The 25,684-nt window shown below is 44.3% G+C and carries 30 protein-coding genes; 29 read left to right on the top strand and 1 reads right to left on the bottom strand.

From position 1 onward, the window contains the following. The first annotated feature begins 17 nt into the window (after positions 1 to 17). The 18 genes from mtrB to AC2Q9J_RS00875 all read left to right on the top strand — a co-directional run bounded on the left by mtrB (position 18) and on the right by AC2Q9J_RS00875 (position 14,493). A complete protein-coding gene (mtrB, locus tag AC2Q9J_RS00960; protein WP_101802910.1) occupies positions 18 to 239 on the top strand; it encodes a trp RNA-binding attenuation protein MtrB in 222 nt (73 codons plus the stop codon). 88 nt (positions 240 to 327) lie between these two features. Further along, on the top strand, positions 328 to 1,104 hold the full coding sequence (locus AC2Q9J_RS00955; RefSeq protein ID WP_499036532.1) for a heptaprenyl diphosphate synthase component 1: 777 nt from the start codon (positions 328 to 330) through the stop codon (positions 1,102 to 1,104). A 5-nt stretch (positions 1,105 to 1,109) separates the two neighbouring features. Continuing rightward, the gene (locus AC2Q9J_RS00950; protein WP_499036530.1) at positions 1,110 to 1,814 is read left to right on the top strand and encodes a demethylmenaquinone methyltransferase; all 705 of its coding nucleotides are present in this window, start codon (positions 1,110 to 1,112) and stop codon (positions 1,812 to 1,814) included. Between the two features lie 17 nt (positions 1,815 to 1,831). Beyond that, a complete protein-coding gene (gene hepT, locus AC2Q9J_RS00945; protein ID WP_499036528.1) occupies positions 1,832 to 2,806 on the top strand; it encodes a heptaprenyl diphosphate synthase component II in 975 nt (324 codons plus the stop codon). A gap of 88 nt (positions 2,807 to 2,894) precedes the next feature. Next, positions 2,895 to 3,341: a nucleoside-diphosphate kinase gene (gene ndk, locus AC2Q9J_RS00940; RefSeq protein ID WP_033544138.1), complete on the top strand. Its 447-nt coding sequence runs from the start codon at positions 2,895 to 2,897 to the stop codon at positions 3,339 to 3,341. Between the two features lie 184 nt (positions 3,342 to 3,525). Further along, the gene (aroC, locus tag AC2Q9J_RS00935; protein ID WP_499036526.1) at positions 3,526 to 4,698 is read left to right on the top strand and encodes a chorismate synthase; all 1,173 of its coding nucleotides are present in this window, start codon (positions 3,526 to 3,528) and stop codon (positions 4,696 to 4,698) included. 4 nt (positions 4,699 to 4,702) lie between these two features. Continuing rightward, positions 4,703 to 5,782, top strand: coding sequence for a 3-dehydroquinate synthase (gene aroB / locus AC2Q9J_RS00930; protein WP_499036524.1), 1,080 nt, complete (start codon positions 4,703 to 4,705; stop codon positions 5,780 to 5,782). After that, positions 5,782 to 6,165 carry a chorismate mutase gene (aroH, locus tag AC2Q9J_RS00925; protein ID WP_499037319.1) on the top strand — a complete coding sequence of 128 codons (384 nt, stop codon included), beginning with the start codon at positions 5,782 to 5,784 and terminating at the stop codon, positions 6,163 to 6,165. Before aroB ends, aroH begins: the two co-directional genes overlap by 1 nt. Continuing rightward, positions 6,162 to 7,250, top strand: a complete 1,089-nt coding sequence (locus AC2Q9J_RS00920; RefSeq protein ID WP_499036523.1) for a prephenate dehydrogenase — start codon at positions 6,162 to 6,164, stop codon at positions 7,248 to 7,250. The genes aroH and AC2Q9J_RS00920 overlap by 4 nt, the downstream gene beginning before the upstream one ends. Before the next feature lie 15 nt (positions 7,251 to 7,265). Then, positions 7,266 to 8,549 carry a 3-phosphoshikimate 1-carboxyvinyltransferase gene (gene aroA, locus AC2Q9J_RS00915; protein ID WP_499036521.1) on the top strand — a complete coding sequence of 428 codons (1,284 nt, stop codon included), beginning with the start codon at positions 7,266 to 7,268 and terminating at the stop codon, positions 8,547 to 8,549. A gap of 84 nt (positions 8,550 to 8,633) precedes the next feature. Next, positions 8,634 to 9,887, top strand: coding sequence for a tetratricopeptide repeat protein (locus AC2Q9J_RS00910; RefSeq protein WP_499036519.1), 1,254 nt, complete (start codon positions 8,634 to 8,636; stop codon positions 9,885 to 9,887). A 14-nt stretch (positions 9,888 to 9,901) separates the two neighbouring features. Next, positions 9,902 to 10,465, top strand: a complete 564-nt coding sequence (locus AC2Q9J_RS00905) for a ReoY family proteolytic degradation factor (protein WP_499036517.1) — start codon at positions 9,902 to 9,904, stop codon at positions 10,463 to 10,465. Positions 10,466 to 10,470: 5 nt separating this feature from the next. After that, complete coding sequence (locus AC2Q9J_RS00900) at positions 10,471 to 10,914, top strand: DUF2487 family protein (protein WP_499036515.1); 444 nt, start codon at positions 10,471 to 10,473, stop codon at positions 10,912 to 10,914. A 148-nt stretch (positions 10,915 to 11,062) separates the two neighbouring features. After that, the gene (locus tag AC2Q9J_RS00895; protein WP_499036513.1) at positions 11,063 to 11,566 is read left to right on the top strand and encodes a QcrA and Rieske domain-containing protein; all 504 of its coding nucleotides are present in this window, start codon (positions 11,063 to 11,065) and stop codon (positions 11,564 to 11,566) included. Between the two features lie 21 nt (positions 11,567 to 11,587). Further along, positions 11,588 to 12,262, top strand: coding sequence for a menaquinol-cytochrome c reductase cytochrome b subunit (qcrB, locus tag AC2Q9J_RS00890; RefSeq protein WP_499036511.1), 675 nt, complete (start codon positions 11,588 to 11,590; stop codon positions 12,260 to 12,262). 38 nt (positions 12,263 to 12,300) lie between these two features. Then, the gene (locus tag AC2Q9J_RS00885; protein ID WP_499036509.1) at positions 12,301 to 13,083 is read left to right on the top strand and encodes a c-type cytochrome; all 783 of its coding nucleotides are present in this window, start codon (positions 12,301 to 12,303) and stop codon (positions 13,081 to 13,083) included. A gap of 61 nt (positions 13,084 to 13,144) precedes the next feature. Further along, complete coding sequence (gene lhaT / locus AC2Q9J_RS00880; protein ID WP_499036507.1) at positions 13,145 to 13,768, top strand: lipoprotein heptaprenylglyceryl N-acetyltransferase LhaT; 624 nt, start codon at positions 13,145 to 13,147, stop codon at positions 13,766 to 13,768. 41 nt (positions 13,769 to 13,809) lie between these two features. Further along, entirely contained in the window at positions 13,810 to 14,493 is a 684-nt protein-coding gene (locus tag AC2Q9J_RS00875) for a zinc metallopeptidase (protein WP_499036506.1), read from the top strand. Between the two features lie 55 nt (positions 14,494 to 14,548). On the opposite strand, the gene AC2Q9J_RS00870 is transcribed toward AC2Q9J_RS00875, so the two are convergent. After that, positions 14,549 to 15,415 carry a YitT family protein gene (locus AC2Q9J_RS00870; protein ID WP_499036504.1) on the bottom strand — a complete coding sequence of 289 codons (867 nt, stop codon included), beginning with the start codon at positions 15,413 to 15,415 and terminating at the stop codon, positions 14,549 to 14,551. A 107-nt stretch (positions 15,416 to 15,522) separates the two neighbouring features. Here AC2Q9J_RS00870 and AC2Q9J_RS00865 point away from each other — a divergent pair, with 107 nt between their 5' ends. The 11 genes from AC2Q9J_RS00865 (at position 15,523) to AC2Q9J_RS00815 (ending at position 25,675) form a co-directional block, all read left to right on the top strand. Continuing rightward, on the top strand, positions 15,523 to 15,861 hold the full coding sequence (locus tag AC2Q9J_RS00865; protein ID WP_499036502.1) for a nucleotide pyrophosphohydrolase: 339 nt from the start codon (positions 15,523 to 15,525) through the stop codon (positions 15,859 to 15,861). Next, a complete protein-coding gene (dapB, locus tag AC2Q9J_RS00860) occupies positions 15,858 to 16,658 on the top strand; it encodes a 4-hydroxy-tetrahydrodipicolinate reductase (RefSeq protein ID WP_499036500.1) in 801 nt (266 codons plus the stop codon). The genes AC2Q9J_RS00865 and dapB overlap by 4 nt, the downstream gene beginning before the upstream one ends. Before the next feature lie 13 nt (positions 16,659 to 16,671). Then, positions 16,672 to 17,076: a methylglyoxal synthase gene (gene mgsA / locus AC2Q9J_RS00855; RefSeq protein ID WP_499036498.1), complete on the top strand. Its 405-nt coding sequence runs from the start codon at positions 16,672 to 16,674 to the stop codon at positions 17,074 to 17,076. A 12-nt stretch (positions 17,077 to 17,088) separates the two neighbouring features. Beyond that, positions 17,089 to 18,231 carry an N-acetyl-alpha-D-glucosaminyl L-malate synthase BshA gene (gene bshA / locus AC2Q9J_RS00850; RefSeq protein WP_499036496.1) on the top strand — a complete coding sequence of 381 codons (1,143 nt, stop codon included), beginning with the start codon at positions 17,089 to 17,091 and terminating at the stop codon, positions 18,229 to 18,231. Beyond that, positions 18,228 to 19,361 carry a CCA tRNA nucleotidyltransferase gene (locus tag AC2Q9J_RS00845; RefSeq protein WP_499036494.1) on the top strand — a complete coding sequence of 378 codons (1,134 nt, stop codon included), beginning with the start codon at positions 18,228 to 18,230 and terminating at the stop codon, positions 19,359 to 19,361. The genes bshA and AC2Q9J_RS00845 overlap by 4 nt, the downstream gene beginning before the upstream one ends. Continuing rightward, a complete protein-coding gene (locus AC2Q9J_RS00840; RefSeq protein WP_499036493.1) occupies positions 19,339 to 20,322 on the top strand; it encodes a biotin--[acetyl-CoA-carboxylase] ligase in 984 nt (327 codons plus the stop codon). Before AC2Q9J_RS00845 ends, AC2Q9J_RS00840 begins: the two co-directional genes overlap by 23 nt. Positions 20,323 to 20,550: 228 nt before the next feature. Beyond that, positions 20,551 to 21,387, top strand: a complete 837-nt coding sequence (panC, locus tag AC2Q9J_RS00835) for a pantoate--beta-alanine ligase (RefSeq protein WP_499036491.1) — start codon at positions 20,551 to 20,553, stop codon at positions 21,385 to 21,387. Between the two features lie 2 nt (positions 21,388 to 21,389). Continuing rightward, on the top strand, positions 21,390 to 21,773 hold the full coding sequence (gene panD, locus AC2Q9J_RS00830; protein ID WP_499036489.1) for an aspartate 1-decarboxylase: 384 nt from the start codon (positions 21,390 to 21,392) through the stop codon (positions 21,771 to 21,773). A gap of 454 nt (positions 21,774 to 22,227) precedes the next feature. Then, entirely contained in the window at positions 22,228 to 24,990 is a 2,763-nt protein-coding gene (dinG, locus tag AC2Q9J_RS00825; protein ID WP_499036487.1) for an ATP-dependent DNA helicase DinG, read from the top strand. Between the two features lie 23 nt (positions 24,991 to 25,013). After that, on the top strand, positions 25,014 to 25,184 hold the full coding sequence (locus tag AC2Q9J_RS00820; RefSeq protein WP_084245560.1) for a YpmA family protein: 171 nt from the start codon (positions 25,014 to 25,016) through the stop codon (positions 25,182 to 25,184). A gap of 14 nt (positions 25,185 to 25,198) precedes the next feature. Further along, complete coding sequence (locus tag AC2Q9J_RS00815; protein WP_499036484.1) at positions 25,199 to 25,675, top strand: cell wall elongation regulator TseB-like domain-containing protein; 477 nt, start codon at positions 25,199 to 25,201, stop codon at positions 25,673 to 25,675. Positions 25,676 to 25,684: the final 9 nt, after the last annotated feature.

The following is a 25,684-nucleotide window of genomic DNA, read 5'->3' as shown; positions in this document are numbered from 1 at the left end:
GGAAAGCAGGCGGAAATATGGCTCAAACTGAATATATTGTAATTCGCGCTCAAGAAGATGGCGTCAATGTCATAGGATTGACTCGCGGAAACGATACAAAATTTCACCATACTGAAAAACTTGATAAAGGCGAAGTGATGATCGCCCAATTCACTGAACATACTTCTGCAATGAAAATACGCGGCAAAGCTGAAATCCATTCTGCCCATGGCGTGGTTGAAAGTGAAACCAAGAAATAGGACCAAATGGATGAAGGCATATTAGATGCTGTGTTATACTTATGTAGAACTTATGTAGAATTGCTAAATCACGAATGGAGCACGCGGTATGAATGACCTACAAATACATTCGAAAATAACATCAATGGAAATCGATGTCCTGCAGGCTTTGCATCAGCGGACACTTGAAAAATATACAGCCGGCCCCTCAATTGATCGGGCGCGTTTGTTCTTTTTACTATTGCCTTTTTTTGATGGAAAACAATGGTCAAACGAGATGGAAGACTCTGCTAAAACAGTAGCTATTGTCTATGCTGCTTTACATGCCCACGATCAGGTCGAAGAAGATTCCCCAATTAGCAAAAGCCAGCAATTAACTGTATTGGCTGGAGATTTTTACAGTGGAATCTATTATCAAATGCTGAGCAATACCAATAACATCAAGCTTATTCAATTATTAGCGAGCGGTATTATAGGCGTCAGCGAGAAAAAGGCTGATTTATATGAAAAAACTCTTATGCCTATAGCCGGTGTAGAATCAGCTGCTGAGGTTATAGAAACCAAATTATTGAATATTTTTTATGATTATTATGGTTTTTCCCAGTACACGTCCATTTCTAAGCCGGCTTTGGAGTATGTTTATTTTTCCAACCAATTGGACGCTTACCGGAATGGCGTCGAAACCAATATTCTGCGCAAGTTGACGCTCGCATTGCCATTGCCCCTATACTCAGAACGGTGGCTTTTGGACAAATTGGATTCATTGCATACCGAACTGACGAAAGCATTGGATGCTCATTCGATGGATTTCAACTTGAAGAATTTTATGCTCCATCAAATCACTCCGCATCAGCATTTAGCTGAACAGCTTACCCGAGAAGGATGACTGAAATGCCAAAAACGAAAGAACAGCGTGTTCATGAAGTATTCGAAAAAATATCCGAGAATTATGACCAGATGAATTCGGTCATCAGTTTTCAGCAGCACAATAAATGGCGTAAAGATACAATGCATAAAATGCAGGTGGCACCTGGAGCTTCAGCGATAGATGTATGCTGCGGTACGGCTGACTGGACCATTGCACTTGCCGAAGCGGCCGGTAAAAACGGACGTGTAGTCGGACTTGACTTCAGTCAGAATATGCTGAATGTCGGTGTGGAAAAAACAAAACATTTGCCCCAGGTCGAACTGGTCCAGGGAAATGCAATGTCATTGCCTTATCCAGACAACTCGTTTGATTTTGCGACAATCGGATTTGGATTGCGCAATGTACCGGACTATGAACAAGTATTGTCTGAAATGCATAGAGTTCTCAAACCGGGCGGCATGATTGCCTGCCTTGAAACTTCCCAACCGGAAAGCTTTCTTTTCAAGCCGTTTTTCCGTTTCTATTTCCGCTTTATCATGCCAGTATTCGGAAAGCTTTTTGCAAAAAGCTATAAGGAATACTCATGGCTTCAGGAATCAGCTAAAGGGTTTCCAGGCATGAAACAATTGGCGAAGCTGTTTGTGGAAGTTGGTTTTGAAAAAGTTAAATACAAGCCTTATACCGGCGGTGCTGCTGCACTCCATATGGGGATCAAAAAAGTAAAATAGCGGGAGAAGGTTTTTAAGTGGAAAAGGTGAAGTTGAAATTGCTCTATTCCGACCTTAGACCGGAATTGGAAATGATTGAAAAAGAATTGGAAGTTGCTGTAGGCTCCAATTCACTCCTCCTTAACGAAGCTTCCCTACACTTATTGCAGGCCGGAGGAAAAAGAATCCGGCCTGTTTTTGTTTTGCTTGCAGGAAAATTCGGCGATTATAACGTCGATGTGATGAAACAAGTGGCGGTGCCGCTTGAGTTGATTCATATGGCTTCCCTCGTTCATGACGATGTCATTGATGACTCTGAAATGAGAAGGGGGCAGGCCACTGTGAAAGCGCAGTGGAATAATAGTGTGGCGATGTACACGGGGGATTTTATATTGGCGCGTGCGCTGGAGTATATCACTGTTATTGAAGATTCGAAAATCCACGACATCTTGTCCAAGACGATGATTGAAGTTTGTCGCGGTGAAATTATTCAAATCGAGGATAAGTTTAAGTTGGATCAGACGGTGCGTGATTATTTGCGCCGCATCAAACGGAAAACAGCGTTATTGATTTCCTCGAGCTGCGAACTCGGGGCAACAGTTTCAGGGACGGATGCAGCAACTGCTGCACGTTTGCGCAGATTCGGTTATTTTATCGGGATGTCATTCCAGATAACAGACGATATTCTGGATTTCACTTCGTCAGATGAAGAACTGGGCAAACCTGCAGGCAGCGATTTTATTCAGGGGAATATTACGCTGCCCGTTCTTTTCGCGCGTAAAGACCCGGCGATATACAGCCGGTTGAAAGAAACGGTCGGAAAAGAGATGACTGATGGCGAACGTATGGAAATTGTTGAAATGATACGCAACAGCTCCGCATTAAAAGAAGCGAAGGCCGTAAGCGATCTCTATCTTGATAAGGCACTGCAGGAGCTGGTGCATCTTCCGAAAGGGAATGCCAGCAAGACCATGAGAAAAATCGCCTTATTTATTGGGAAGAGAAAATTTTAAGCTGAGAGTTGACAATCAGCTTCATAATGATAGTATTTTTTAAGGTGGGCAACTTATGCCCGAGCTTTTAATAGAGGAGTGTTCATTAATGGAAAAAACATTTTTAATGGTTAAACCTGATGGTGTGCAACGCAATGTAATCGGAGAAATCGTAGCCCGTTTTGAGAAAAAGGGTTATAACTTGGTTGGAGCTAAATTGATGCAGATCCCAACTGAATTGGCGGAAGAGCATTACGGCGAACATAAAGAACGTCCTTTCTTCGGTGAATTGGTTGAATTCATCACTTCTGGTCCTGTATTCGCAATGGTTTGGGAAGGCGAAAACGTTATTTTGACAGCACGTCAAATGATGGGCGCAACTAACCCTAAAGATGCAGCTCCAGGAACTATCCGCGGCGACTTCGCAGTTACTGTCGGCAAAAACATGATCCACGGATCAGATTCAGCTGAAAGCGCTGAGCGTGAAATCGGCTTGTTCTTCAAAGAAGAAGAATTGGTATCATACGAAAAAACAATGAGCAGCTGGGTTAACTAATCCGGTTAAAAGAGGTGGCTGAAGCCGCCTCTTTTTTTTGTTGCCCTTTTTTTCCAATTTAGCTCTCTTAAATATAAAGTGTTGGTATAGTTCACTTTCCTGGCAATTTCGTATAGAATTGATGAAATATTATGTGTTATAGTGATACATAAATACTTTAGTGCGTTGAAGGGGGAAAGCGTTTATGCGTTATTTGACAGCAGGAGAATCACATGGCCCACAATTGACAGCAATCATAGAGGGTTTGCCGGCACAATTGCCGCTGACAGCTGAAATGATCAATAAAGAACTTAAAAGAAGACAGGGCGGACATGGCCGCGGAAGAAGAATGCAGATTGAGACCGATACAGTGGAGATTGTTTCCGGAGTACGACACGGGAAAACACTCGGATCTCCGGTTGCCCTAGTTGTTAAAAACGATGACTGGAAACATTGGACCAATGTGATGGGCATCGAACCGATTGAGGAGACGGATGAAGTTAAACGGCAAATTTCACGTCCTCGTCCAGGTCATGCGGATTTAAATGGCGGCATGAAATATGGACACCGTGATTTACGCAATGTACTCGAACGATCTTCTGCCAGAGAAACGACAGTGCGTGTGGCTGTCGGCGCGGTGGCAAAACAATTATTATCCCAACTGGGAATTGAAATGGTCTCGCACGTTACTGAAATCGGTGGCATTAAAGTCAATCCTGAGAGTTATACCGGCAAATCGGCGGCGGAGATCAGGGAAGCTGTTGAAAAGGATGCTGTATATTGCGCCGATCCATCAGTGACTCAGCAAATGACGGATTTAATTGATGAAACGAAAAAGAACGGAGATTCCATCGGCGGAACAGTTGAAGTTATTGTTGAGGGCATGCCTGCCGGAATCGGAAGCTATGTGCATTATGACCGTAAGCTCGATGCCAAGATTGCAGCTTCTGTTATGAGCATAAACGCTTTTAAAGGTGTGGAATTCGGCATCGGCTTTGAAATGGCGAGAAAGCCGGGAAGCCAGGTGCATGATGAAATACTATGGAGTGAAGCCGATGGCTATAAACGTAAAACGAATAATTTAGGCGGTTTTGAAGGCGGTATGACGACTGGTATGCCGATTGTAGTCCGCGGTGTCATGAAACCGATTCCGACTTTATACAAACCCCTGCAAAGTGTTGATATTGAAACAAAGGAGCCGTTCCAGGCGAGTATTGAACGATCTGACAGTTGTGCTGTACCTGCCGCATCAATTGTGGCAGAACACGTGGTGGCTTGGGAAGTCGCAAACGCATTGCTGGAGCAATTTGACGCAGATCAATTGCCGCGCCTGCAAGCGAATATCGCTGATTACCTGACATATACAAAGGAGTTCTGATTCTATGACTACGCTGACAGTAGAAGCGGCTAAACCTTACGAAGTCCATATCGGACTGGGTATTTTAAAGGCACTTCAAGAAAATTACAGAGAATTGCTGGAAAGCGCGGATAAAATCGGCATCATCGCGGATGAAGAAGTTGCAGGATTACATCTTGAATATCTCAAAAAGCATCTTAAGGATGTCAATGAAATTTATATCAAGAAGATTCCTTCGGGCGAGCAATCAAAATCGGCTGACTGTTTTATGGATTGCCAAACTTTCTTGCTGGAGCATAATTTTTCAAGGAAATCCATTCTTCTGGCATTTGGCGGCGGAGCGACGGGAGACTTGGCTGGATTCGTAGCTTCCACTTACATGAGAGGAATCCATTTCATCCAGATTCCCACTACTATTTTGGCGCATGACAGTGCCGTAGGCGGTAAGACGGCCATCAATCATCCTGCGGGTAAAAACATGATAGGGACGTTCCATCAGCCTGCTGCGGTTATTTATGACACTTATTTTTTGAAGACATTGCCATTGCAGGAGATCCGTTCTGGTATGGCTGAAGTGATCAAACATGCTTTTATTTCTAATGAAAATTGGCTTGATGAATTGTTGGCACTTAAAGACTTGTCTCAATTGGACGAAAGGGACCTTGCCTTTCACCTGGAGCGGGGGATTGCTGTTAAAGCGGCAATAGTCGAAGAGGACGAATTCGAAAGCGGAGTCAGGAAATTTCTGAATTTCGGCCACACGCTGGCTCATGCAATTGAAGCGGTATCGGGATATGGAAAAATAACACATGGAGAAGCTGTGGCAATCGGTATGGCGTATGCCTTGGAATTATCCGGTCATGAAAAATCGGCTGAATTTCTGAAATGGTGTATTACCAACCAATATCCGCTTAACGAAATCGAAAAGATTAGTTTTGAAGAATTGTCAGCTGTCATGAAAAAGGACAAGAAGTCGTCTAAAGGATTATTAAACTTTGTGCTGCTTAAAGAGACAGGCAGACCTTATATGGAAACAATAGATGAAAAGACCGCGGAAAGAACATTTATGGCTTTACGCGCTAAGTTAGGAGAGATGCTTATATGATGATGCGGGGCATAAGAGGAGCAATTACCGTTTCTGAGGATCATCCTGATGAAATACTGAAGGAGACCAGAAAACTGGTGTTGGAAATGGCTGAACAAAATCAGATAGACCCGGAATTTGTCGCTTCAGTAGTGATATCGACGACCACTGATATTTCTTCCGCTTTTCCTGCGAAAGCTGTGAGGACGATTGAAAACTGGACATTTGTGCCAGTGATGTGCACCCATGAGATGGATGTGCCCGGCAGCATGCCCTTATGCATACGAGTCATGATGCATGTCAATACTACAGTGGGCCAAAAAGATATTCATCATGTCTATATGAATGATGCAGTGAAATTGCGTCCGGACCTTTTAAAAGACAGCAAGGTGGATTCCCGGTGAAAATTAATATTCTGATTATCGGTTTGGGCCTGATAGGCGGTTCTTTGGCAAAAGCTTTAATGAGACATGACAATACTGTAATTTATGGATATGACTCAGATGCGCTGACAGTCCGGAAAGCTTATAAAATGGGAATCATCCACCGGGCTGCATTGTCACTCGAGGAAGCGGCTTCTGAAGCGGATTTCATTATATTGGCTACTCCTGTCGGCGCTGCTAAGAAATTGCTTCAGCAAAGCCGATTCTGGAATTTGAAAGAAGATGTGGTTATCAGTGACACCGGCAGCACCAAAATGGAAATTATGGATGCTGCAGAAAAATTGGAACATGTATTTGTCGGTGGCCATCCAATGGCGGGTTCCCATAAAAGCGGAGTTGAAGCCGCAAAAGATGTGCTGTTTGAAAATGCATACTATATTTTGACTCCAGGGCGACTGGCTGAAGAATCACATCTTATTAAATTGAAAAAGCTGCTGTCTGTCACAAAAGCGAAAGTTGAGGTCTTGACGGCAAAGGAACACGATCATATGACATCAATTGTCAGCCACTTTCCGCATCTGATTGCCGCTTCGTTGGTGCATCAACTCGATCGTGAACAGGACTATCCTTTTACAAGGCAACTTGCAGCTGGAGGTTTCCGCGATATCACGCGCATTGCATCTTCAGATCCGATAATGTGGAGGGACATCACCACCCAGAACAATGGCATGATTACAGCACAGCTGAAATTATGGATAGAAGAAATGTCCAAATTAAAGGATTTACTCGAAATTAATGAGGAAGAGCCGATCCGCCAGTATTTTGAGAAAGCTAAATCCGTAAGGGATCAATTGCCGATTGCAGGGCATGGCGCTATGTATTCAGTATTCGACCTTTATATTGATGTACCGGATGTTCCTGGTGTCATCTCTGAACTGACAGGTTATCTGGCAGAAGCGGAGATCAGCATCGTCAATCTCCGCATTTTAGAGACCCGTGAAGATGTTTTCGGAATTTTAGTGATAAGTTTTCTGACCGCTGAAGACCGGGAAAATGCGAAGGCTTGTATTGCTGAGCGAACTGTTTACGATGTCTATATTTCATGAAGGGAGGAACTCGAGTTGCCAACGATTTTAAAATATGAGAAACCATCTTTGAAAGGCACCATCACAGTGCCAGGCGATAAATCAATATCTCACCGTTCTATCATGTTTGGCGCCATCGCTTCCGGCACGACCACGGTCGAAGGTTTTTTGCTGGGCGCTGATTGCCTGAGTACGATCTCCTGCTTCCGCAAACTTGGTGTGGAAATTGAATTGGACGGCAGCCAAGTAACCATTCAAAGCAAAGGAATCGGTGGATGGGAGGAACCGGATGAGGTTTTGGATACCGGTAATTCCGGCACAACCACCCGGTTGATGCTGGGACTTTTGGCCAGTACACCCTTCCACTCAGTTGTAGCTGGGGATGAGTCTATAGCCAAGCGGCCGATGAAAAGAATTGTCGATCCGCTTAGGTTAATGGGAGCGGATATTCGTGGCAGGTCAAACGGGCAATTCACTCCACTTGCCATACAAGGCAAGCGATTAGCAGCCATCAATTACACGTTGCCGGTTGCCAGTGCTCAGGTGAAGTCCGCAATTTTACTGGCTGCTTTGCACGCTGACGGAAAGACGACGATTGAGGAACCTGTAGCAACGAGAGACCATACAGAAATAATGCTTCGCCATTTCGGGGCGGATATCAAAAGGCATGAAAATATCATTGAAGTGTCAGGTGGTCAAACTTTGTCCGCTCGCCACGTAAATGTTCCTGGAGATATATCGTCGGCAGCATTTCTCATAGGCGCTGCACTTATCACACCGGGAAGTGAAATCCATTTGGAGAACGTGGGGACTAACCCGACAAGAACTGGTATTCTTGATGTTATCAGCCAAATGGGAGCGGATTTCGAAATTTACGAGAAAGAAACTGAGGGTGAACGTTCAGCTGATCTGGTGATTCGATCTTCCCAGCTGAATGGAATTGAAATCGCAGGTTCACTGATTCCAAGGCTGATAGATGAAATTCCGATCATCGCTTTGATTGCGACTCAATGCCAAGGCACAACTGTTATAAAAGATGCTGAAGAATTGCGAGTAAAAGAAACAGACAGGATCACGGCTGTGGTCGATGAATTATCAAAAATGGGCGCTGACATTACAGCAACTGAAGATGGAATGATCATTAACGGCCCAACTCCGCTGAGTGGAGCTGACATAAAGACATATGGCGACCACAGGCTGGGAATGATGGCGGCAGTGGCAGCACTGGCAGCTTCAGGTCCAGTTACAATTGATGATCAAGATTGTATTGCCGTGTCATATCCTGGGTTTTTTGAACATCTGAATGCTCTGCTTGTCTGACTCTCCTTCGGGGGGGTTTTTATTATGCTTAAAACTGCGTATCGTGTAGGATGGAAATAGGAAATTGAAAGAATAGGTGATTGTATGGCGACTGTAGAAGAGATTCAAAAAGCTGTAGAGCTGGGGGATATGGGCAAACTGAATGCCTTATTGGATTCCTATTTATTGGATGGCGATCCGGATGAACAATACGGATTGTCGGAATGGCTGGGGGAAATAGGCTTTGTCGAAGAGGCTGTCAAAGTATTAGAGCATCTCGAATATCTGTTTCCAGAAGAAAGCCAGTTAAAAATCGACAGAGCTAATCTGTTGATAGAAGCTGATCGTGAAGACGAAGCTTTGAACCTTTTGATGGAAATACCGAAAGACGATGAATATTATTCGCAGGCACTCGTAACGCTGGCGGATTTATTTCAGCTGCAGGGATTGATGGAAGCGGCAGAGAACAGGTTGAATGAAGCTATTTCCCTGCTGCCGGATGAACCGCTGCTGATGCAGGCGAAAGCTGAATTGCTTCTGGATTCAGGAAGATACTTGGAATCCGCTAAAATTTATCAGGATCTCAAATCAGCAGGAGTCGAAATTGAAAGCGTGAATTTTTCTGAGCGCCTCGCAGAAGTCTACAGTGCCGGAGCTGCTTATGAAGAAGCGCTGCCTTATTATGAAGAAGCACTGGAAGATCAGATTCAGCCGGATGTTCTTTTCGGGGCAGCTGTTGCGGCCTTTCAAACACAGCAATACGAACGCGCGGTGCAGCGGCTTGATGAATTGATTGTTCTTGATCCTGATTATTTTTCCGCTTATTTATTGAAGGCGCAGAGCCTGAATATGGCTGAGGATTATCAAGCTGCCTACACAGCAATTAAAGAAGGTTTGAAGAGAGATGAGTTTGACAAGGAATTATATCTCTTTGCAGGTAAACTGGCGATGAAGTTGGGGAACACCGAAGAAGGGGTGGAAAATCTCAGACAGGCTGTCGCTCTTGATCCCGAATACATGGAAGCGATCTTTGCGCTTGTGTCATATTTCCACTCGAAGGAAATGGACGAAGAAGTGCTGGAACTGGTGGAAGCGGCCGTTGAAAGCGGGGACGACTGGGCAGGATTATATCCGATGGTCGCAGAAGCGTATGAACGTACGGAACAATTTGAAAAAGCAGCCACATATTTTGACTTATCCTACCCTGCTTTCCGCGATGATCCGGAATTTCTTGGGAAGTATGTCCGTTTTCTTATTGAAGAAGGAAAAAGAGAGCGCGCTCTTGAAATATTAAAAGAGCTTCAAGTTTTGGAACCTGACAATCAGGAATGGCTGGATATGCAGCAATCTTTTGAATGAGAGGAGGATTTTACATGACCGCTTCAGTCTCAGTTGGGGATAAAAAGCAGTTTGTGCGATGGTTTCTTCAATCATATAAAATGAAACGCAGGGAATGTATTTGGATTTTGAATTACATGCTCAGCAATGATGATCTTCTTGAAAAAACCCATTTTGTTGAAGATGCGCATTATTGCCCCCGTGCGATGGTTATGTCATCGACGGAGTCAAAAGAATTGCCGTTCCGTTTCTATAAAGGCAATTTAATGACCGCCGATGCTGAAAAATCTTTTCATGATTTGCGGTTAAACCCGGAACAGGATCTTTATCTTCAATTAAATTTTCCAAACCGGCCTCCAACACCGCTCTATCTATCCGTCCTTGAAGAGAATCCCTATATACCGTTGGATGAAACCATCAACGAACAAGATCGGCAGCTTGCAGAAGAAATCCTGGCAGACAGCTTATCTTCTTTCCAAGAGGAAAAGCTGCTGAAACAGATTGATGAAGCACTGGATGCCAATGACAAGGATAAATTCTTCGAATTGTCTTCTTTGCTGCATAATATTAAAGCGATCAAAAAAATGAAAGGTGAGTAAACTTCATGCATTTTATCGGCAAAGACATGGACCAATACCTCAGCCAGAAAGACTATGTGGATACTGCAGTGGTGCCGTTGCTTCAGCTGGACCTGAGTGAAACGGGGTTAAAATCCAGTGCGGGTGCTTCAGAATACCTTCAGTCACTCACCACACTTCTGGAAAAACAATTTAAAGGGCGCATTTTGTTGTTTCCGCCTATCGCATATACAAAAAACGCTGACAGGTCAAGATTATCAAAAGAAATCGCAGAAGAAATGGGAAAAGCAGGCTTTAAACATGTTTTTTATATGACAACAGATGCTGAATGGCGATCAAACGACGAGCTGAAGAATGTCTTGTGGCTGCCGGCGATTCCAACCGAACATATGGACAGGAATTTCAAGCAATCGGTCATGGAAGACCAGCTTCGCCAAGTGCTCCCATTATTTTTAAAAGAATGGTCTTAAGCTTCATGAAATGTTCACAAACTGGTATTTAGCTTCACAGCATTATTGACCTGAACTTTCTATTGATATATCATTAGGTTGTCCTAGTAATTATATTTGAATGAGTATGTCCATTGGACTGACCTTGAATGTTAGAGGGGGGAAAAGGATGAGTAACAATCGTGTATCACGACGTCAATTTTTAGGCTACACATTAACAGGTGTCGGCGGATTCATGGCAGCAGGAATGCTAATGCCGATGGTACGTTTTGCGGTTGACCCGGTTCTTCAGCAGAAGGGCGCAGGCGACTTCGTATTGACAGACCAACGAGTGGAAGATATCACTGAAGAACCAGTGCGTGTCGACTTTTCATTTGAACAAGTAGATGCATGGTATACATCTGATGTAACAAATTCAGCTTGGGTATACAAAGAAGGCGATAAATTAATCGCGCTTTCACCTGTCTGCAAACATTTGGGTTGTACAGTCAACTGGGCCGGCGATCCGGAACAGCCAACGCAATTTTTCTGCCCGTGCCACGCTGGACGTTATGAGAAAAACGGACAGAATATCGCTGGTACACCACCGCTTGGACCACTCGATGAGTATGAAGTTCAGGAACAAGATGGCTATGTAGCTATCGGAGCAGTAAGACCAAACACATTAGTTTAATAGTTAGGGGGTACGACACCAGTGCTAAACAAGTTATATGATTGGGTTGATGAGCGTCTGGACATTACGCCTATCTGGCGTGATATCGCGGACCATGAAGTACCGGAACACGTAAACCCCGCACACCACTTTTCAGCATTCGTTTATTGTTTTGGGGGATTGACGTTCTTCATCACGGTAATTCAGATTTTATCCGGTATGTTCTTAACTATGTACTACGTACCAGATATCGAGAATGCATGGCAGTCGGTTTATTATCTTCAGAATGAAGTTGCATTCGGAGAAATCGTGCGCGGTATGCACCACTGGGGAGCTTCTCTTGTAGTAGTAATGATTTTCCTTCATACGCTTCGCGTATTCTTCACAGGTTCTTACAAGAAACCGCGTGAATTGAACTGGGTTGTCGGCGTTATGCTTTTCGGTGTTATCCTTGGACTTAGTTTCACAGGATATCTTCTTCCTTGGGATATGAAAGCATTGTTCGCTACTAAAGTTGGTATCGAAATCGCTGCCTCTGTGCCTTTGATCGGCGGTATGATCAAAACATTGCTTGCCGGGGATGCTACGATTCTTGGTGCACAAACCTTGACCCGCTTCTTCGCTATTCATGTATTCTTCTTGCCTGCTGCTTTGCTTGGGTTGCTTGCGGCGCATTTTATCATGATTCGGAGACAGGGTATTTCAGGCCCATTGTAAACAATGCGGCTTAACGGATTTTTAAAGGAGGGGACACTATGCATCGCGGAAAAGGGATGAAATTTGTAGGGGATTCGCGTGTACCAGGTATGGAACACCGCAAGCCGAATATCCCGAAGGATTATTCCGAATACCCTGGTAAGACAGAAGCCTTTTGGCCAAACTTCCTTTTGAAAGAATGGATGATTGGTGCAGTCTTCTTGATCGGTTATCTGCTTTTGACTGTCGCTCACCCGTCACCTCTTGAAGGTCAGGCGGATCCGACAGATACGGCATATATTCCACTGCCAGACTGGTATTTCTTATTCTTATATCAATTACTTAAATACGAATTCGCTTCAGGCCCATTCAATATCGTAGGTGCCATCATTATTCCTGGTCTCGCTTTCGGGGCTTTGGCTTTGGCTCCATTCTTGGATCGCGGTCCGGAAAGACGTCCGTCGAAACGGCCTCTTCCAACAGGCTTCATGCTTTTAGCAATCGCTTCAATCATCTTCCTTACTTGGGAATCTGTAGCTAACCATGACTGGGAAGCTGCTGAAGCTCAGGGTGAAATTACGGAAGAAGTTGAAATTGATACCTCTGATCCTGGATATGAAATCTATGCAGGTGCTGCTTGTATCAGCTGTCACGGTGATAACCTGGAAGGAGCTGTCGGACCTACATTAGTAGGAACTGGCCTTACTCCTGAAGAAATCGCTGACATCGCTGTCAACGGTATCCAAGAGGGCGGAGCACAAACAATGCCGCCTTCATGGGATGGTACGGATGAAGACCTGCAAGTCATGGCTGAGTTTATCGCTGGCCTTGAAGCAGAATAACATACTAAAAAAAGAGCCGGGAAACCGGCTCTTTTTTGCTATCTTGAAAGGAAGAAATCAAATGCTTTCCTTCGTCAATAAATTGTCCGCCTGGCTGATGTTCAAGCCATTCCTGCTATTATTATTTTTTGTGAATTTAGGCGGCACCATTTACGGCTACATATGGTATGGCTGGCAATTAGCCATTACCGAACCGAAATACTTAATATTTGTGCCGGACAGTCCTACTGCCAGTCTTTTCTTTACCATCGTATTGGGTCTTTGGCTGATCGGCAAAAGAAGCAGCCTGATCGAAGCACTCGCTTTTATCACCTTGATCAAATATGGTTTATGGGCAGTGGTGATGAATCTGCTGACGCTTTGGCAGACGGGGGATATCGGCTGGATTGGATGGATGCTTGTCGTTTCGCATTTTGCGATGGCGCTGCAGGCAGTTTTATATATAGACCATTACCGCTTTGGCTGGTTCGCCGCTGCACTAGCTGCTGTTTGGACATTGCATAATGACGTAATCGATTACGTGTTTGGCCAGATGCCGATTTACAGCAGTTTATCGCAGTACAGCGACCAAATCGGGTACTTTACTTTCTGGCTGTCGATAGCCTGTATTGCATTCGCTTTGTTTGTAGCCTGGCTCAATAAATCCGCGCCGTTTCAGTTGACCAACACTGACCAAACCAAGTAAAATAAGGGTAACAGATAGTAAAGAAAGGGTGTAATTGCATCATGGGCTTAGGTTCATATCTCATCTATTTCGCAGTCTTGTTAATCCTGCCTTTATGGGCTCAATTTAAATTGAAAAAAACATATGGCAAGTATTCGAAAGTGCGCTCAACATCCGGACATACCGGGGCTCAAGTTGCCCGCATGATATTGGATCAGAATGGATTATACGATGTAAAAGTAATTGAAAGCCGTGGAATGTTAAGTGACCACTACAATCCATTGAAAAAAACTGTGGCGTTATCAAGCCATAACTTCCACGAAGCTTCAGTAGCTGGTACAGCGGTTGCGGCGCACGAAGTAGGGCACGCGATACAAGACGCGGAAGATTATTCTTTCCTGCGCCTGCGCCATCGTTTGGTGCCGCTCGTAAATATTTCATCCAATATGTCATGGGTATTTATCATGATCGGTTTCTTCGCACAACTCAGCGGAGCTTTGCTGATTGGTATCGTCCTTTTGGCGATGGGTGTTATTTTCCAGCTCATTACTTTGCCGGTTGAATTCAATGCTTCCAATAGAGCGATGGACCAATTGCTGTCAGCCAATATTATTCGCAATGAAGAAGAACCTCACGCGAAAAAAGTATTGAATGCTGCGGCAATGACTTATGTAGCTGCTACGGCAGTTGCTGTTTTGGAATTGGCTCGTCTTTTATTGATCTACTCAAGCATGAACCGTTCATAATAATGTAAAAAACCGTTCCGAGGAAAATCGGAACGGTTTTTATATTGCAGTTTAGTTAATTCAACGGCATTTTCTGTTCATCCAACGTAAATCCTTCACCGATGACATCATGGACTTCAATCACCGAAACGAATGCATGAGGATCGACAGAGTTAATGATATTTTTCAATCGCACAATTTCATTTCTTCCCACTACACAGTACAGGACTTCGCGTTCTTCTTTTGAAAAGTGGCCATAGCCGCGGAGAATTGTGATTCCCCGGTCCATTTCAATCGCAATGCGGCTCGCAATCTCCTCTTGTGAGTTGGAGATGATCAAAGCGCCTCGACCGGAATAAGCCCCTTCTTGCACGAAATCGATAACACGTGCCCCGACAAAGACGGCAACCAGTGTATACATCATCGAACGATTATCAAGAAATGCGATCCAGGAAAGGAGGATGACAGCGGCGTCAAATAGAAACATCGTTTTCCCCATGCTCCAGCCTATGTATTTCTGAACAAGTCTGGCGATAATATCGACGCCGCCGGTCGTGCCGCCGTAACGGAAAATGATGCCAAGCCCCGCTCCGACGAAAATTCCGGCAAACAGCGATGCAAGGAACAAATCATGTTCCAGATCAATCTGAATTTCATATACGAGAAAGATCTTCAGGAAAACAGACACGGCAACTGTTCCGATGATTGTATAAAGGAACACTTTTTTTCCAAGCAGTTTCCAGCCTACAAAGAACACAGGGATGTTCAACAATAGGTTCATCAATGCGGGGTCCCAATTTAGAAGAAAATATAAGATCAATGTAATTCCCGCGAAGCCGCCTTCACCTAATTCGTTTTGGATATTAAAGTGAACAAAACCAAAACTGTAGATGGCAGCCCCCAATAAAATGAAGAAAATGTTTTTAACTTGAAGATTTTTCATTTGAGGTCAACTCCATTCTTTATGCTCAACTCTTGTATTATGGGTTATAGACAGGATTTTGACAACATCATCCCTTTTCTTTACGATTAAAATAGGAGTGTGAAAATATGGCACAGCAAAAAACAATGAGACAATTGCAGCAGGATGTTGATGATTATATATCGCAATTCAAGGAAGGCTATTTTACCCCGCTGGAGATGATCGCTCGTTTAACCGAAGAGCTGGGTGAATTGGCTAGGGAAGTGAATCACGTCTATGGACCGAAGAAAAAGAAATCCAGTGAAGCGGAAGCAAGTATTTCCGAAGAAATGGGTGATTTATTATTCGTGTTGATTACGATGGCGAATTCTCTGGATGTCGATTTAACGGAATCCTTAGATCAAGTCCTGGAAAAATTCAATACAAGAGATAAAAATCGCTGGACCAGAAAGGATGATAACGAATGACAATTCGAGTCGCAATTGCGGGAGCACGTGGAAGAATGGGGCAGGAAGCCGTACATACAATCATGAAAAATCCAAATATGGAACTGGTATCAGTTTTGGACTATAAAGAAGTGGGAGAAACCCTTGCAGATACAAAATTGTTTCCCCAAACCTTTACAGTACCGATCTTTTTGGAGCTTACTGAACTGCACAGTAAAACAAAACCGGATGTCCTGGTGGATCTTACATCTCCTGAATCGGTCTATCAGCACACGCGGGAAGCTTTGCAACTTGGGATTCGCCCAGTTGTCGGCACAACGGGATTTTCGGATGAAGAACTTAAAGAGCTTACTGCTTACTCCGCGCAAAATGGAATAGGCTGCATCATTGCGCCAAACTTCGCTATAGGTGCGGTGTTAATGATGAAATTTGCTGAGCAGGCAGCGAAATACCTGCCAGATATTGAAATCATAGAGATGCATCATGACCAAAAGCTGGATGCTCCTTCAGGAACTGCCATGAAGACGGCTAATTTAATCGCTGATCAACGTGAAGCACATAGCCAGGGTCATCCAAAAGAAAAAGAAACAATTGCTGGCGCGCGAGGGGCTAATTACGATGGGATGCGAATCCATAGTGTGAGATTGCCTGGACTGGTGGCACATCAGCAAGTTCTTTTAGGTGGAGAAGGCCAATTGTTGACGATCCGGCATGATTCATTCAACCGCGGATCTTTCATGTCAGGCGTGGCGTTGTCTGTCAATAAAGTGATGGAAATTGAAAATCTGGTTTACGGATTGGAAAATATTATCGACTAAAGGGGAAGATGGCATGAAAATCGCATTAATTGCGCATGATCGAAAAAAAGATGACTTGATACAGTTTGTAATTGCCTATCAGCCGATCCTTACGGAGAATTCGTTGTATGCTACGGGTACGACTGGTCAGCGAATTATTGATGAAACGGGATTGCCTGTACATAAATTCCGTTCCGGGCCTCTTGGAGGGGATCAGCAGATCGGCTCGATGATTGCGCAGGATGAGATGGATATGATCATCTTTTTCCGTGATCCATTGACTGCCCAGCCGCATGAACCGGATGTAACCGCTTTGATCCGCCTCTGTGATGTCTATAATATTCCGCTCGCGACAAATATGGGTACAGCGGAAGTGCTGCTGAAAGGCCTCAAGGAAGGCTTTGTTGACTGGCGCCTGATACGGGAGCGCAGAGGATAGGAGTGTCAAAAAATGCGTAAAATGAAAATAGGCATCACCTGTTATCCGACTGTCGGAGGATCGGGAGTTGTCGCTACAGAACTGGGTAAACTTCTTGCCGAGAAAGGGCACGAAATCCATTTTATCACTTCAAGCACGCCGTTTAGGCTAAACCGGATGTATTCCAATGTGTTCAGCCATCAAGTGGACGTCAATACGTATTCGGTTTTTCAGTATGCCCCGTATGACATTGCGTTGGCGACGAAAATAGCAGAAGTGATCAAAAATGAAAAACTGGATCTTTTGCATGTGCACTATGCGATTCCACATGCGGTGTGTGCGATCCTGGGGCGGCATATGGCCGAATCCGATATTGGAATCGTCACAACCCTGCATGGAACAGACATTACCGTTTTGGGCTCTGATTCTTCATTAAAAGAAGCAATCCGCTACGGCATCGAGAAATCAGATGTGGTGACAGCGGTTTCCAATTCACTGCGGGATCAGACCTATGATTTGATTGATCCTGATCAAAATATAGAGACGGTCTATAATTTTGTGGATGAAAGGGAGTACCAAGTAAAAGATTCAGATCATCTAAAAGAAGAGCTTGGTATCAAAGAAGATGAAAAAGTTGTAATCCACGTTTCCAATTTCCGCAAAGTCAAAAGAGTTGGAGATGTAGTTGATACCTTCCACCGGATTCGTCAGCAAGTTTCGAGTAAATTACTACTGGTAGGCGATGGGCCAGAAATGAGCGGAATCCAGGAGCAAGTGAGAGATTTGAAGTTGGAGGAAGATGTTTTATTTCTCGGAAAAAGGGATAATTTATCCGAATTATATAATATTAGCGATTTGAAATTATTACTTTCTGAAAAAGAAGCATTTGGGCTGGTGATGCTGGAAGCGATGGCTTGCGGTGTACCCGGTATCGGAACTAATATCGGGGGAATACCTGAAATTATCGAATCCGGCAAGAACGGCTATCTTGTGGAGCTTGGAGATACCAAACAAGCAGCCATTCATGGCGTGGAATTATTGGGTAACTTTGAAATCGGGGAGCGGTTAAGAGCCGGCGCAATCGAAACAGTAGCATCCAAATTCCATTCCAGCAGAATTTTAAAAGAATATGAAGATATCTATGAACGTATGCTGAATAAAGGTGAGCAGCAATGAATACAGCAATTGAAATCATTCTAAAACTAAAAGCTTCCGGTTATGATGCTTATCTGGTCGGCGGTGCTGTACGTGATTTTCTTCTCGGCAAGAACCCGAAAGATTTTGACGTTGCTACTTCTGCGGAACCTGACCAAGTTAAAGAGTTATTTGAGCGCACGGTGGATACAGGTATTCAGCATGGAACTGTTCTTGTGTTGATGAATGGCGCCGGTGTGGAAGTTACGACGTTCAGAACTGAAGGCAATTATACTGATAACAGGCGCCCGGACTCAGTGGAATTCGTAAAGTCATTGGATGAAGATCTGAAACGGCGGGATTTCACCATTAATGCCATGGCTATGACAGAAGACTTGGAGCTTGTCGATTTATTTGGCGGCCGAAAAGATCTGGAGGATAAAACGATAAGGGCTGTGGGAGAACCGGACGAGCGCTTCCAGGAAGATGCCCTTCGCATGCTGCGCGCAGTAAGATTTTCCGGACAATTGGATTTTTCAATAGACGCTGATACACTTGCGGCCATTAAAAATAATGCCGCTTTGATTCGATCTATTGCAGTCGAACGCATTAAAATCGAGTTGGATAAGATTCTGGCAAATCAGCATGCAGCACGCAGCATTGATTACCTGATTCATTCGGGTTTATCTGTCCAGCTGCCTTCAGGTGAAATGTTTCATATAGATTGGGAAAGTTTTAAGCCGACCGGTGATCCATTGAGCGGGTGGCTGTATGCTTTATGGTTCAATAAAAAAGAAGTGCAGGCTCTGGCCAGTTATAAATTATCCAATGAAGAAAAGAGTTCTCTGTCGAAAGCACTTGAAGCAGCGACAGTGGAAAACTGGGATTCATGGACTTATTACCGGTTTACACTGCGGCAGCTGGAACTGGCGGCTGCGTTGACCGATAGACAGGGAAATCCGGCTTCACAAAAAAGCGGGCTGCCTATTCAATCAAAATCGGATTTGGCTGTTAACGGCCGTGACCTCATGGATTGGAGCGGCAAGAAAGCCGGGCCATGGCTGAAGGAGCTGCTGAGCATTATTGAACGGCGGGTCGTTTGCAATGAACAGGAAAATGAGAAAGATAAGATAAAGGAATGGTTTATAAGTGAATATAACCGTAACGAATAAACTCGCGCAACGATTAATGGAAGCATCCGGTGAACCGGTGTCAGGTCAGCAATTGGCGGATGAGTTCGGCATTTCCAGAACATCTGTATGGAAACATATAAAAGATCTTCAGGAAAAAGGCTACGAAATCACTTCTGTTAAAAAGAAGGGATACGTATTGATGGGTCTTCCGGATTCACTTGAGGCTTCTACGATCCAGCCATTACTGAAAACACAGCGCTTGGGCAAGACAATCGAATATATTGCTTCATGTGACTCGACTCAAATTATCGCCCATCAACTGGCGCAAAATGGGGTCCCGGACGGAACCGCGGTATTGGCTGAAGAGCAGATTGCGGGACGGGGGAGAATGGCCAGAAAATGGGATTCAGCATACGGCAAAGGAATCTGGATGAGCGTTATTCTTCGGCCGGATGTACCGATCCAGCGTGCCCCCCAATTTACTTTGATTGCGGCAGTAGCTGTGGTCAGGGCAATAGAAGAGGTAACTGGGTTAAGGCCGGATATCAAATGGCCGAATGATATTTTGGTAAATGGAAAGAAATGTACCGGCATATTAACAGAGCTGCAGTCGGACGCTGACGGAATCCAGGCATTGATTATCGGGATCGGTTTGAATGCCAATCAGCAAACAGAGGATTTCAATGAAGAAGTCAGGGACATTGCCACCTCACTGAAAATGGAATCAGGCAACCATGTCAGCCGGCAGGAACTGGTCCGTTCAATCCTGTTTTATTTGGAACAATATACGGAAATTTATATCAAGGAAGGTTTCAGTGTTTTGAAGCTGATGTGGGAAAGTTATTCCACCACCATAGGAAAAAAGGTCCGTGCACGCATGGCAAAAGAGACGCTGGAAGGCATTGCAGAAGGCATCACAGATGATGGAGTTCTGCAGCTCCGGACAGCTGACGGACAGCTGCACGGGATTTACTCAGCGGACATTGAAATGGAGAAATGATAATTGTTTTTTTGCAACATGTTCTGCTATAGTGTTTTTAGCGGGCAGTATCTTAAAAAAGAACTGCACCGGCAAAATATATTCATCAACTTAAAAACTATGAATCTGCCTTGATCTATTGCATGACAGGGACGGAAGAAATGAAGTCAAACATTTTCTGTCCTTCTGCCCATATTGGGGGGAAGGACTTTTTATATGCGGCTTTCTTCCGGGAAGGAGAGAGAAGTATTGCGTAAGATCGAAACAATCGAAGAACTCAAGAAATGGGTTCAGGAACAAAAGAGTGCCGGTATGAGCATCGGGCTGGTGCCGACTATGGGCTTTCTTCATGAAGGGCATCTGACACTTGTCGAAACAGCGAAACAGGAAAATGATGCGGTGCTTATGAGCATCTTTGTAAACCCGGCGCAATTCGGGCCAAATGAAGATTTCGAACGCTATCCGAGAAATATGGAACGGGATATGCAATTGGCTGAAAGTGCGGGAACGGATGTAATTTTTGCTCCTGCAGCAGATGAAATGTATCCGAGGGAATCTGCTATTACAATATCCGCCGGCAGACTGGCGGATCAGTTATGCGGGAAATCACGTCCGGGGCATTTTGATGGCGTACTGAAGGTGGTAACAAAGCTATTTCACCTGGCTCAAGCTGACCGCGCATATTTCGGCCAAAAAGACGCGCAGCAATTAGCCATCATCGAGTCTTGGGTAGAGGATTATAATTTTCCGCTGGAAATCAGACGCGTTGCTACAGTGAGAGAACCGGACGGACTTGCGAAAAGTTCGCGCAACGTCTATTTGAGTGAACAGGAACGTGCCGAAGCGCCGCATTTAAAAAAAGCACTTGGAATTGGCAAACAAGCTGTATTGGACGGAGAGAATCCGATTCCGCTTATGGAGCAGCATCTAACCGATAACATATCCGGTAAAATTGATTATATCCAAATGCTGTCCTATCCGGATCTCAAGGGAAATGTGGAGAGCGAAGCTATTTTGGCATTAGCTGTCCAATTTGAAAAAGCTCGCTTGATCGACAATCTAATATTTACTATAAAGGGGAACTGACAATGCTTCGTATGATGCTCAATTCAAAAATTCACCGCGCCACTGTAACGGAAGCCGATTTAAACTATGTGGGCAGTATCACCATTGACCAGGATCTGCTCGACGCAGTCGGCATGCTGCCAAATGAAAAAGTTCATATCGTCAATAATAATAACGGCGCACGCTTTGAAACCTATATAATTTCAGGAGAACGCGGCAGCGGCGTCATCTGTGTCAACGGAGCGGCAGCGCGCCTCGTTCAAAAAGGCGACATTGTCATCATCCTGTCTTACGCATATATTATGGATGAAAATGCGCGAGACCATAAACCGACCGTCGCAATCATGGATGGATCCAATAAAGTTAAAGAAATCATCAGCTACGAACCTGAAGCGACAATAATGTAAAGCCGAGCCTTCCCAAAGAAGGCTTTTTCTTTTTGCCATTGTGGTTATACGAAATTTGGTCAAGAATTAGCCTTGTTTGCAGCTGAACAAAAAAGCGCAAAAGAGCGGGATATGTTACAATTTTTCCATAGGATAAGAAAGCAGGGTTTTTCAAAAAATGAAATGAGTCTGGAAAGGACGTGTCGTTGTCCAGACTCCAACGGCCAACTCCTCGAGTCGTAAGTCTCTCTGGCTAAGCGGCTGGAAAAACGCCGCTACACCAGAGCGCCTTACGCTTGTCGGAGCTGAACGGCCGTTTCCGCTTTTCTATTGTCCAGACTCCAGCGGCCAAGTCTTGACCGAAGCCTGCGAGGTCAAGGCTTTGCGACGAAGCTAGCGCAGCGATGCAGGAGCACAGAGCTTAGCGGGCGCTGTCGCTTTTCTATATTAGAATCACCTAGAAAGAGGGATTGTCATGAACACAGATAAATATGTTGTCGTCGATATTGAGACGACTGGCCATTCCCCTGTAAAAGGTGATCGGATTATCCAATTGGCAATTGTAACGATTGAAAATGGCATAATACTGGATACATATACGAAATTCATAAATCCAGGACGCAAAATTCCGATGTTCATCCAGGATTTGACGGGCATTTCCGACGCGGATGTTGCGCACGCAAAACCGTTCGAAGCTTATGCGGAAACCGTCTTCGAAAAAATGCAGGATGCGATTTTTGTCGCTCATAATACAAATTTCGACCTTCCTTTTTTACAAAAAGAACTGCAGCGCAGCGGTCTGCCGAAATGGCAGGGCCTGACAATGGATACTGTTGAGCTATCCCGTTTGCTTTATCCGACAGCCATCAGCTATAAATTGCAGGATATTACAGCGGATCTGGGTATAGCGCTAGGCAACGCTCACCGCGCAGATGATGATGCTTACGCGACAGCTGAGCTTTTTTTACGGTCAAAAAAAGATCTCGAATTATTGCCGTATGAAACACTGGCATTATTACATAAACGCTCATTTCAATTGAAATCTGATTTGTCGCGGTTGCTATATGAAGAAACCGCTAAAAAAAGAGGTTCCCATCATAACGAGATGGATCAGTTTAATGGAGTGCCTTTAAAGCCAAGGAGAAAGCCTGTCAATTTGAAACGTGCAGAATATCAGCCAAAAACGGACTGGCATGAAAGACTCAGCGAAGTGTTTCCGAAGTTTGAGCGCCGTGAAAGCCAGTTTCAAATGATGTCTGCGATACATGATACATTGAATAATGCTGATGAAATGGTTATTGAAGCGTCAACAGGGATGGGGAAAACCATCGCTTATTTATTGCCGGCGGCCAATCATGCACTGGCGACGGGAAAACAGGTGCTCGTCAGTACCTATACCACCCATCTTCAAGACCAGTTATTATGGAATGAAGCAGGAATTGTAGAAAAATTCATTGGTGAACCGGTCAATATAGCTTTGATCAAAGGATTGGGCCATTATATAGATCTTACAAGGTTTACTGAAATTTTATATGGTGAAGATGAGTCCTATGATGAAACATTCACGATTATGCAAATCCTGATCTGGCTGACTAAAACGTCAACCGGGGATTTAAATGAATTGAATGTTTCCAGCGGGGGCCAATTATTGCTTGATAAGATTAGGCGGTCCTATACGAGAAGGCCGGGCCGTGAAGAAAAGTCTTATGATTTTTATGAATATGCACTCGAACGCGCTAGAAATGCAGATATCATCGTCACCAATCATTCCTATCTCCTTTATCAACCACAATCCAGCCATTCATTATTGGAAAATGTGGATGCGATTATTTGGGATGAAGCCCATCAGGCTGTTCAATCCGCTATATCACAATATGAAAAAACATTCGTTTATACGCAGTGGAAATATATATTCGGCCAAATCGGCACGTCTGAAGAAAAGCAATTGTATTCTAAAATGAAACTGGCTGCTGAAAAGACCGGTTTTGCGAGTGCGGCCGAATTGGCAAAGCTCGATGCCCTTTTTATCGGGTTTACTTCCGTTTTCGACCGGATCAGCACTTTACTGTCTGTTGAGTTTTCGGAGAAATTCAAAGCCCGCAGGCATAAGAAGAATTCACTGCTGCTAAGCGAAATGATTTTAGAGAAAAATGATTTCACTGACCTTTTGCGCATGCTGAATGAGTGGATCGACCTTGCCCAGACCATTTTGCAGAAAGCGGAAATGATTAATGAAAAAACAATTGAAGAAAAATTGATAATAGCGGAATGGCGCTATTGGACGCAGGAATTGATGCTGAAAGCTGTGGAATTCAGTGAAATTTTCGTCTTTCCGATCAATGATGAAGTCAGCTGGATCGAAGGCGATCTTCGCAGCCTGCCGAATAGCCTCTCCCTTTACAAGCGACCATTCGAAGTGAAGTCGATCATTGAAAAGGTGACAGCACCGATCCGTGGTGAAAAAGCAATTGTCTGGCTGTCCGGCACTATGACAGTTCCGTCCAATGAACGCTTCATTGTAAGCCAATTAGGCGTTCCGGCTTCTGTGCCGATTACAAAATACGAGCCGCCTAAAGATTTTTATCAGGGAGCGCGTGTGTTTGTCATAGACGATATGCCGGATATACAGCAGGTTTCCCAAAATGACTATATAGAAGCTGTAGCTGATGCAGTCATTCGCACTGTTCTGGTGACGGAGGGACGCTGCTTTGTTTTATTCACCTCCCAGGATATGCTCCGTAAAACTGTTGAACTTATTCAGGATACTGGGCTGCTTGATGATTATATGCTCTTTGCCCAAGGCATTTCCTCAGGCAGCCGAATGCGCTTATTGAAATCATTCCAGCGTTTTCAGAAATCTGTGCTTTTTGGTACGAACAGTTTTTGGGAAGGCGTAGATGTACCAGGTGACGCCTTGCGCGCAGTAGTCGTAGTCCGGCTGCCATTCACATCTCCTGATGAACCGGTTTTCAAAGCGAAATCAGAAATGATCTCCAAAGAAGGCATCAATCCGTTTCTCCATTATGCGCTTCCTGAAGCGGTGTTGCGGCTAAGGCAGGGCTTTGGCCGGTTGATCCGTTCCAAAGAAGACCAGGGGATGTTCATCGTTCTGGACCGCCGCATCGAAACAAAATCCTATGGGCAGGAGTTCTTGGATGCACTGCCTGATGTCGGGGTATCAAAAGTGTCTTTGGAAAAGATGGTAACAGATATTGAACATTGGTATAATAAGCAATGAAAAATGAAAGGAAGGTCGTTCAGATGGAGTCGAAAATTGAAGTACTTTCCACTGTGAATGTCGCTTACCAGCCGGATTTGTATAAAGTTGTGGATGCGCTCAACCGCACATTAAAACATGATAATTTAATGTTCGGCCTTGCACTCGATAAAGAAGATCCGGAGAAAGCGGTCTTCACGATTTATAAAACATAGGTTCAGGTGATGAGATGAAACAATGGATACTATTTATAGCAGGATTTTTATCGTTTTTGGCAATTGTGCTGACCATCTTAATCCTGATTCTCGGCAATAAACCTTTTTCTGATGTGGAAAAAACCGCTATTGCACAGGTTAAGAGCGATAATCTCTTAACTGAGGTGAGCAGATCGTATGTTTATTCCAATGAACAGAAATCGGTAACCGTTATCGGAACTGACAGCGAAGGAAAGTTAAAAGCTGTATTTGTGCCGATGAGTGGCCAGGAACTTTCTGAAATCGATCTGGAAGGGAAGATTACTGCCCAGGAAGCACGCGGCATCGCTTTTCAGGGAATGGATGTGAAAGAAGTGCTCCATACCAAACTTGGACAGGAAGACAATCAGTCGATTTGGGAAGTAGTGTTTGTTACAAAAAATGACAAATTAAATTATGTTTATATTTCCACGGAAGATGGTTCCGTCTATAAAAGGATTTTAAATTTGTGAAGGGATTGA

It is taken from the genome of Planococcus sp. RAB007_Raresut, from assembly GCF_057369535.1.
This window is presented reverse-complemented; position numbering and strand designations above follow the sequence as displayed.

Excerpts from the sequence above, each read along its gene's own strand:
- mgsA (WP_499036498.1), top strand. The coding sequence starts at position 16,672 with ATGAAAATCGCATTAATTGCGCATGATCGAAAAAAAGATGACTTGATA.
- AC2Q9J_RS00905 (WP_499036517.1), top strand. The coding sequence starts at position 9,902 with ATGACCGCTTCAGTCTCAGTTGGGGATAAAAAGCAGTTTGTGCGATGG.
- dinG (WP_499036487.1), top strand. The coding sequence starts at position 22,228 with ATGAACACAGATAAATATGTTGTCGTCGATATTGAGACGACTGGCCAT.
- AC2Q9J_RS00870 (WP_499036504.1), bottom strand. The coding sequence starts at position 15,415 with ATGAAAAATCTTCAAGTTAAAAACATTTTCTTCATTTTATTGGGGGCT.
- dapB (WP_499036500.1), top strand. The coding sequence starts at position 15,858 with ATGACAATTCGAGTCGCAATTGCGGGAGCACGTGGAAGAATGGGGCAG.
- AC2Q9J_RS00910 (WP_499036519.1), top strand. The coding sequence starts at position 8,634 with ATGGCGACTGTAGAAGAGATTCAAAAAGCTGTAGAGCTGGGGGATATG.
- AC2Q9J_RS00875 (WP_499036506.1), top strand. The coding sequence starts at position 13,810 with ATGGGCTTAGGTTCATATCTCATCTATTTCGCAGTCTTGTTAATCCTG.
- panD (WP_499036489.1), top strand. The coding sequence starts at position 21,390 with ATGCTTCGTATGATGCTCAATTCAAAAATTCACCGCGCCACTGTAACG.
- aroB (WP_499036524.1), top strand. The coding sequence starts at position 4,703 with ATGACTACGCTGACAGTAGAAGCGGCTAAACCTTACGAAGTCCATATC.
- aroH (WP_499037319.1), top strand. The coding sequence starts at position 5,782 with ATGATGCGGGGCATAAGAGGAGCAATTACCGTTTCTGAGGATCATCCT.
- AC2Q9J_RS00895 (WP_499036513.1), top strand. The coding sequence starts at position 11,063 with ATGAGTAACAATCGTGTATCACGACGTCAATTTTTAGGCTACACATTA.
- aroC (WP_499036526.1), top strand. The coding sequence starts at position 3,526 with ATGCGTTATTTGACAGCAGGAGAATCACATGGCCCACAATTGACAGCA.
- ndk (WP_033544138.1), top strand. The coding sequence starts at position 2,895 with ATGGAAAAAACATTTTTAATGGTTAAACCTGATGGTGTGCAACGCAAT.
- AC2Q9J_RS00900 (WP_499036515.1), top strand. The coding sequence starts at position 10,471 with ATGCATTTTATCGGCAAAGACATGGACCAATACCTCAGCCAGAAAGAC.
- bshA (WP_499036496.1), top strand. The coding sequence starts at position 17,089 with ATGCGTAAAATGAAAATAGGCATCACCTGTTATCCGACTGTCGGAGGA.
- AC2Q9J_RS00885 (WP_499036509.1), top strand. The coding sequence starts at position 12,301 with ATGCATCGCGGAAAAGGGATGAAATTTGTAGGGGATTCGCGTGTACCA.
- AC2Q9J_RS00865 (WP_499036502.1), top strand. The coding sequence starts at position 15,523 with ATGGCACAGCAAAAAACAATGAGACAATTGCAGCAGGATGTTGATGAT.
- AC2Q9J_RS00820 (WP_084245560.1), top strand. The coding sequence starts at position 25,014 with ATGGAGTCGAAAATTGAAGTACTTTCCACTGTGAATGTCGCTTACCAG.
- lhaT (WP_499036507.1), top strand. The coding sequence starts at position 13,145 with ATGCTTTCCTTCGTCAATAAATTGTCCGCCTGGCTGATGTTCAAGCCA.
- AC2Q9J_RS00955 (WP_499036532.1), top strand. The coding sequence starts at position 328 with ATGAATGACCTACAAATACATTCGAAAATAACATCAATGGAAATCGAT.
- AC2Q9J_RS00950 (WP_499036530.1), top strand. The coding sequence starts at position 1,110 with ATGCCAAAAACGAAAGAACAGCGTGTTCATGAAGTATTCGAAAAAATA.
- mtrB (WP_101802910.1), top strand. The coding sequence starts at position 18 with ATGGCTCAAACTGAATATATTGTAATTCGCGCTCAAGAAGATGGCGTC.
- AC2Q9J_RS00815 (WP_499036484.1), top strand. The coding sequence starts at position 25,199 with ATGAAACAATGGATACTATTTATAGCAGGATTTTTATCGTTTTTGGCA.
- AC2Q9J_RS00845 (WP_499036494.1), top strand. The coding sequence starts at position 18,228 with ATGAATACAGCAATTGAAATCATTCTAAAACTAAAAGCTTCCGGTTAT.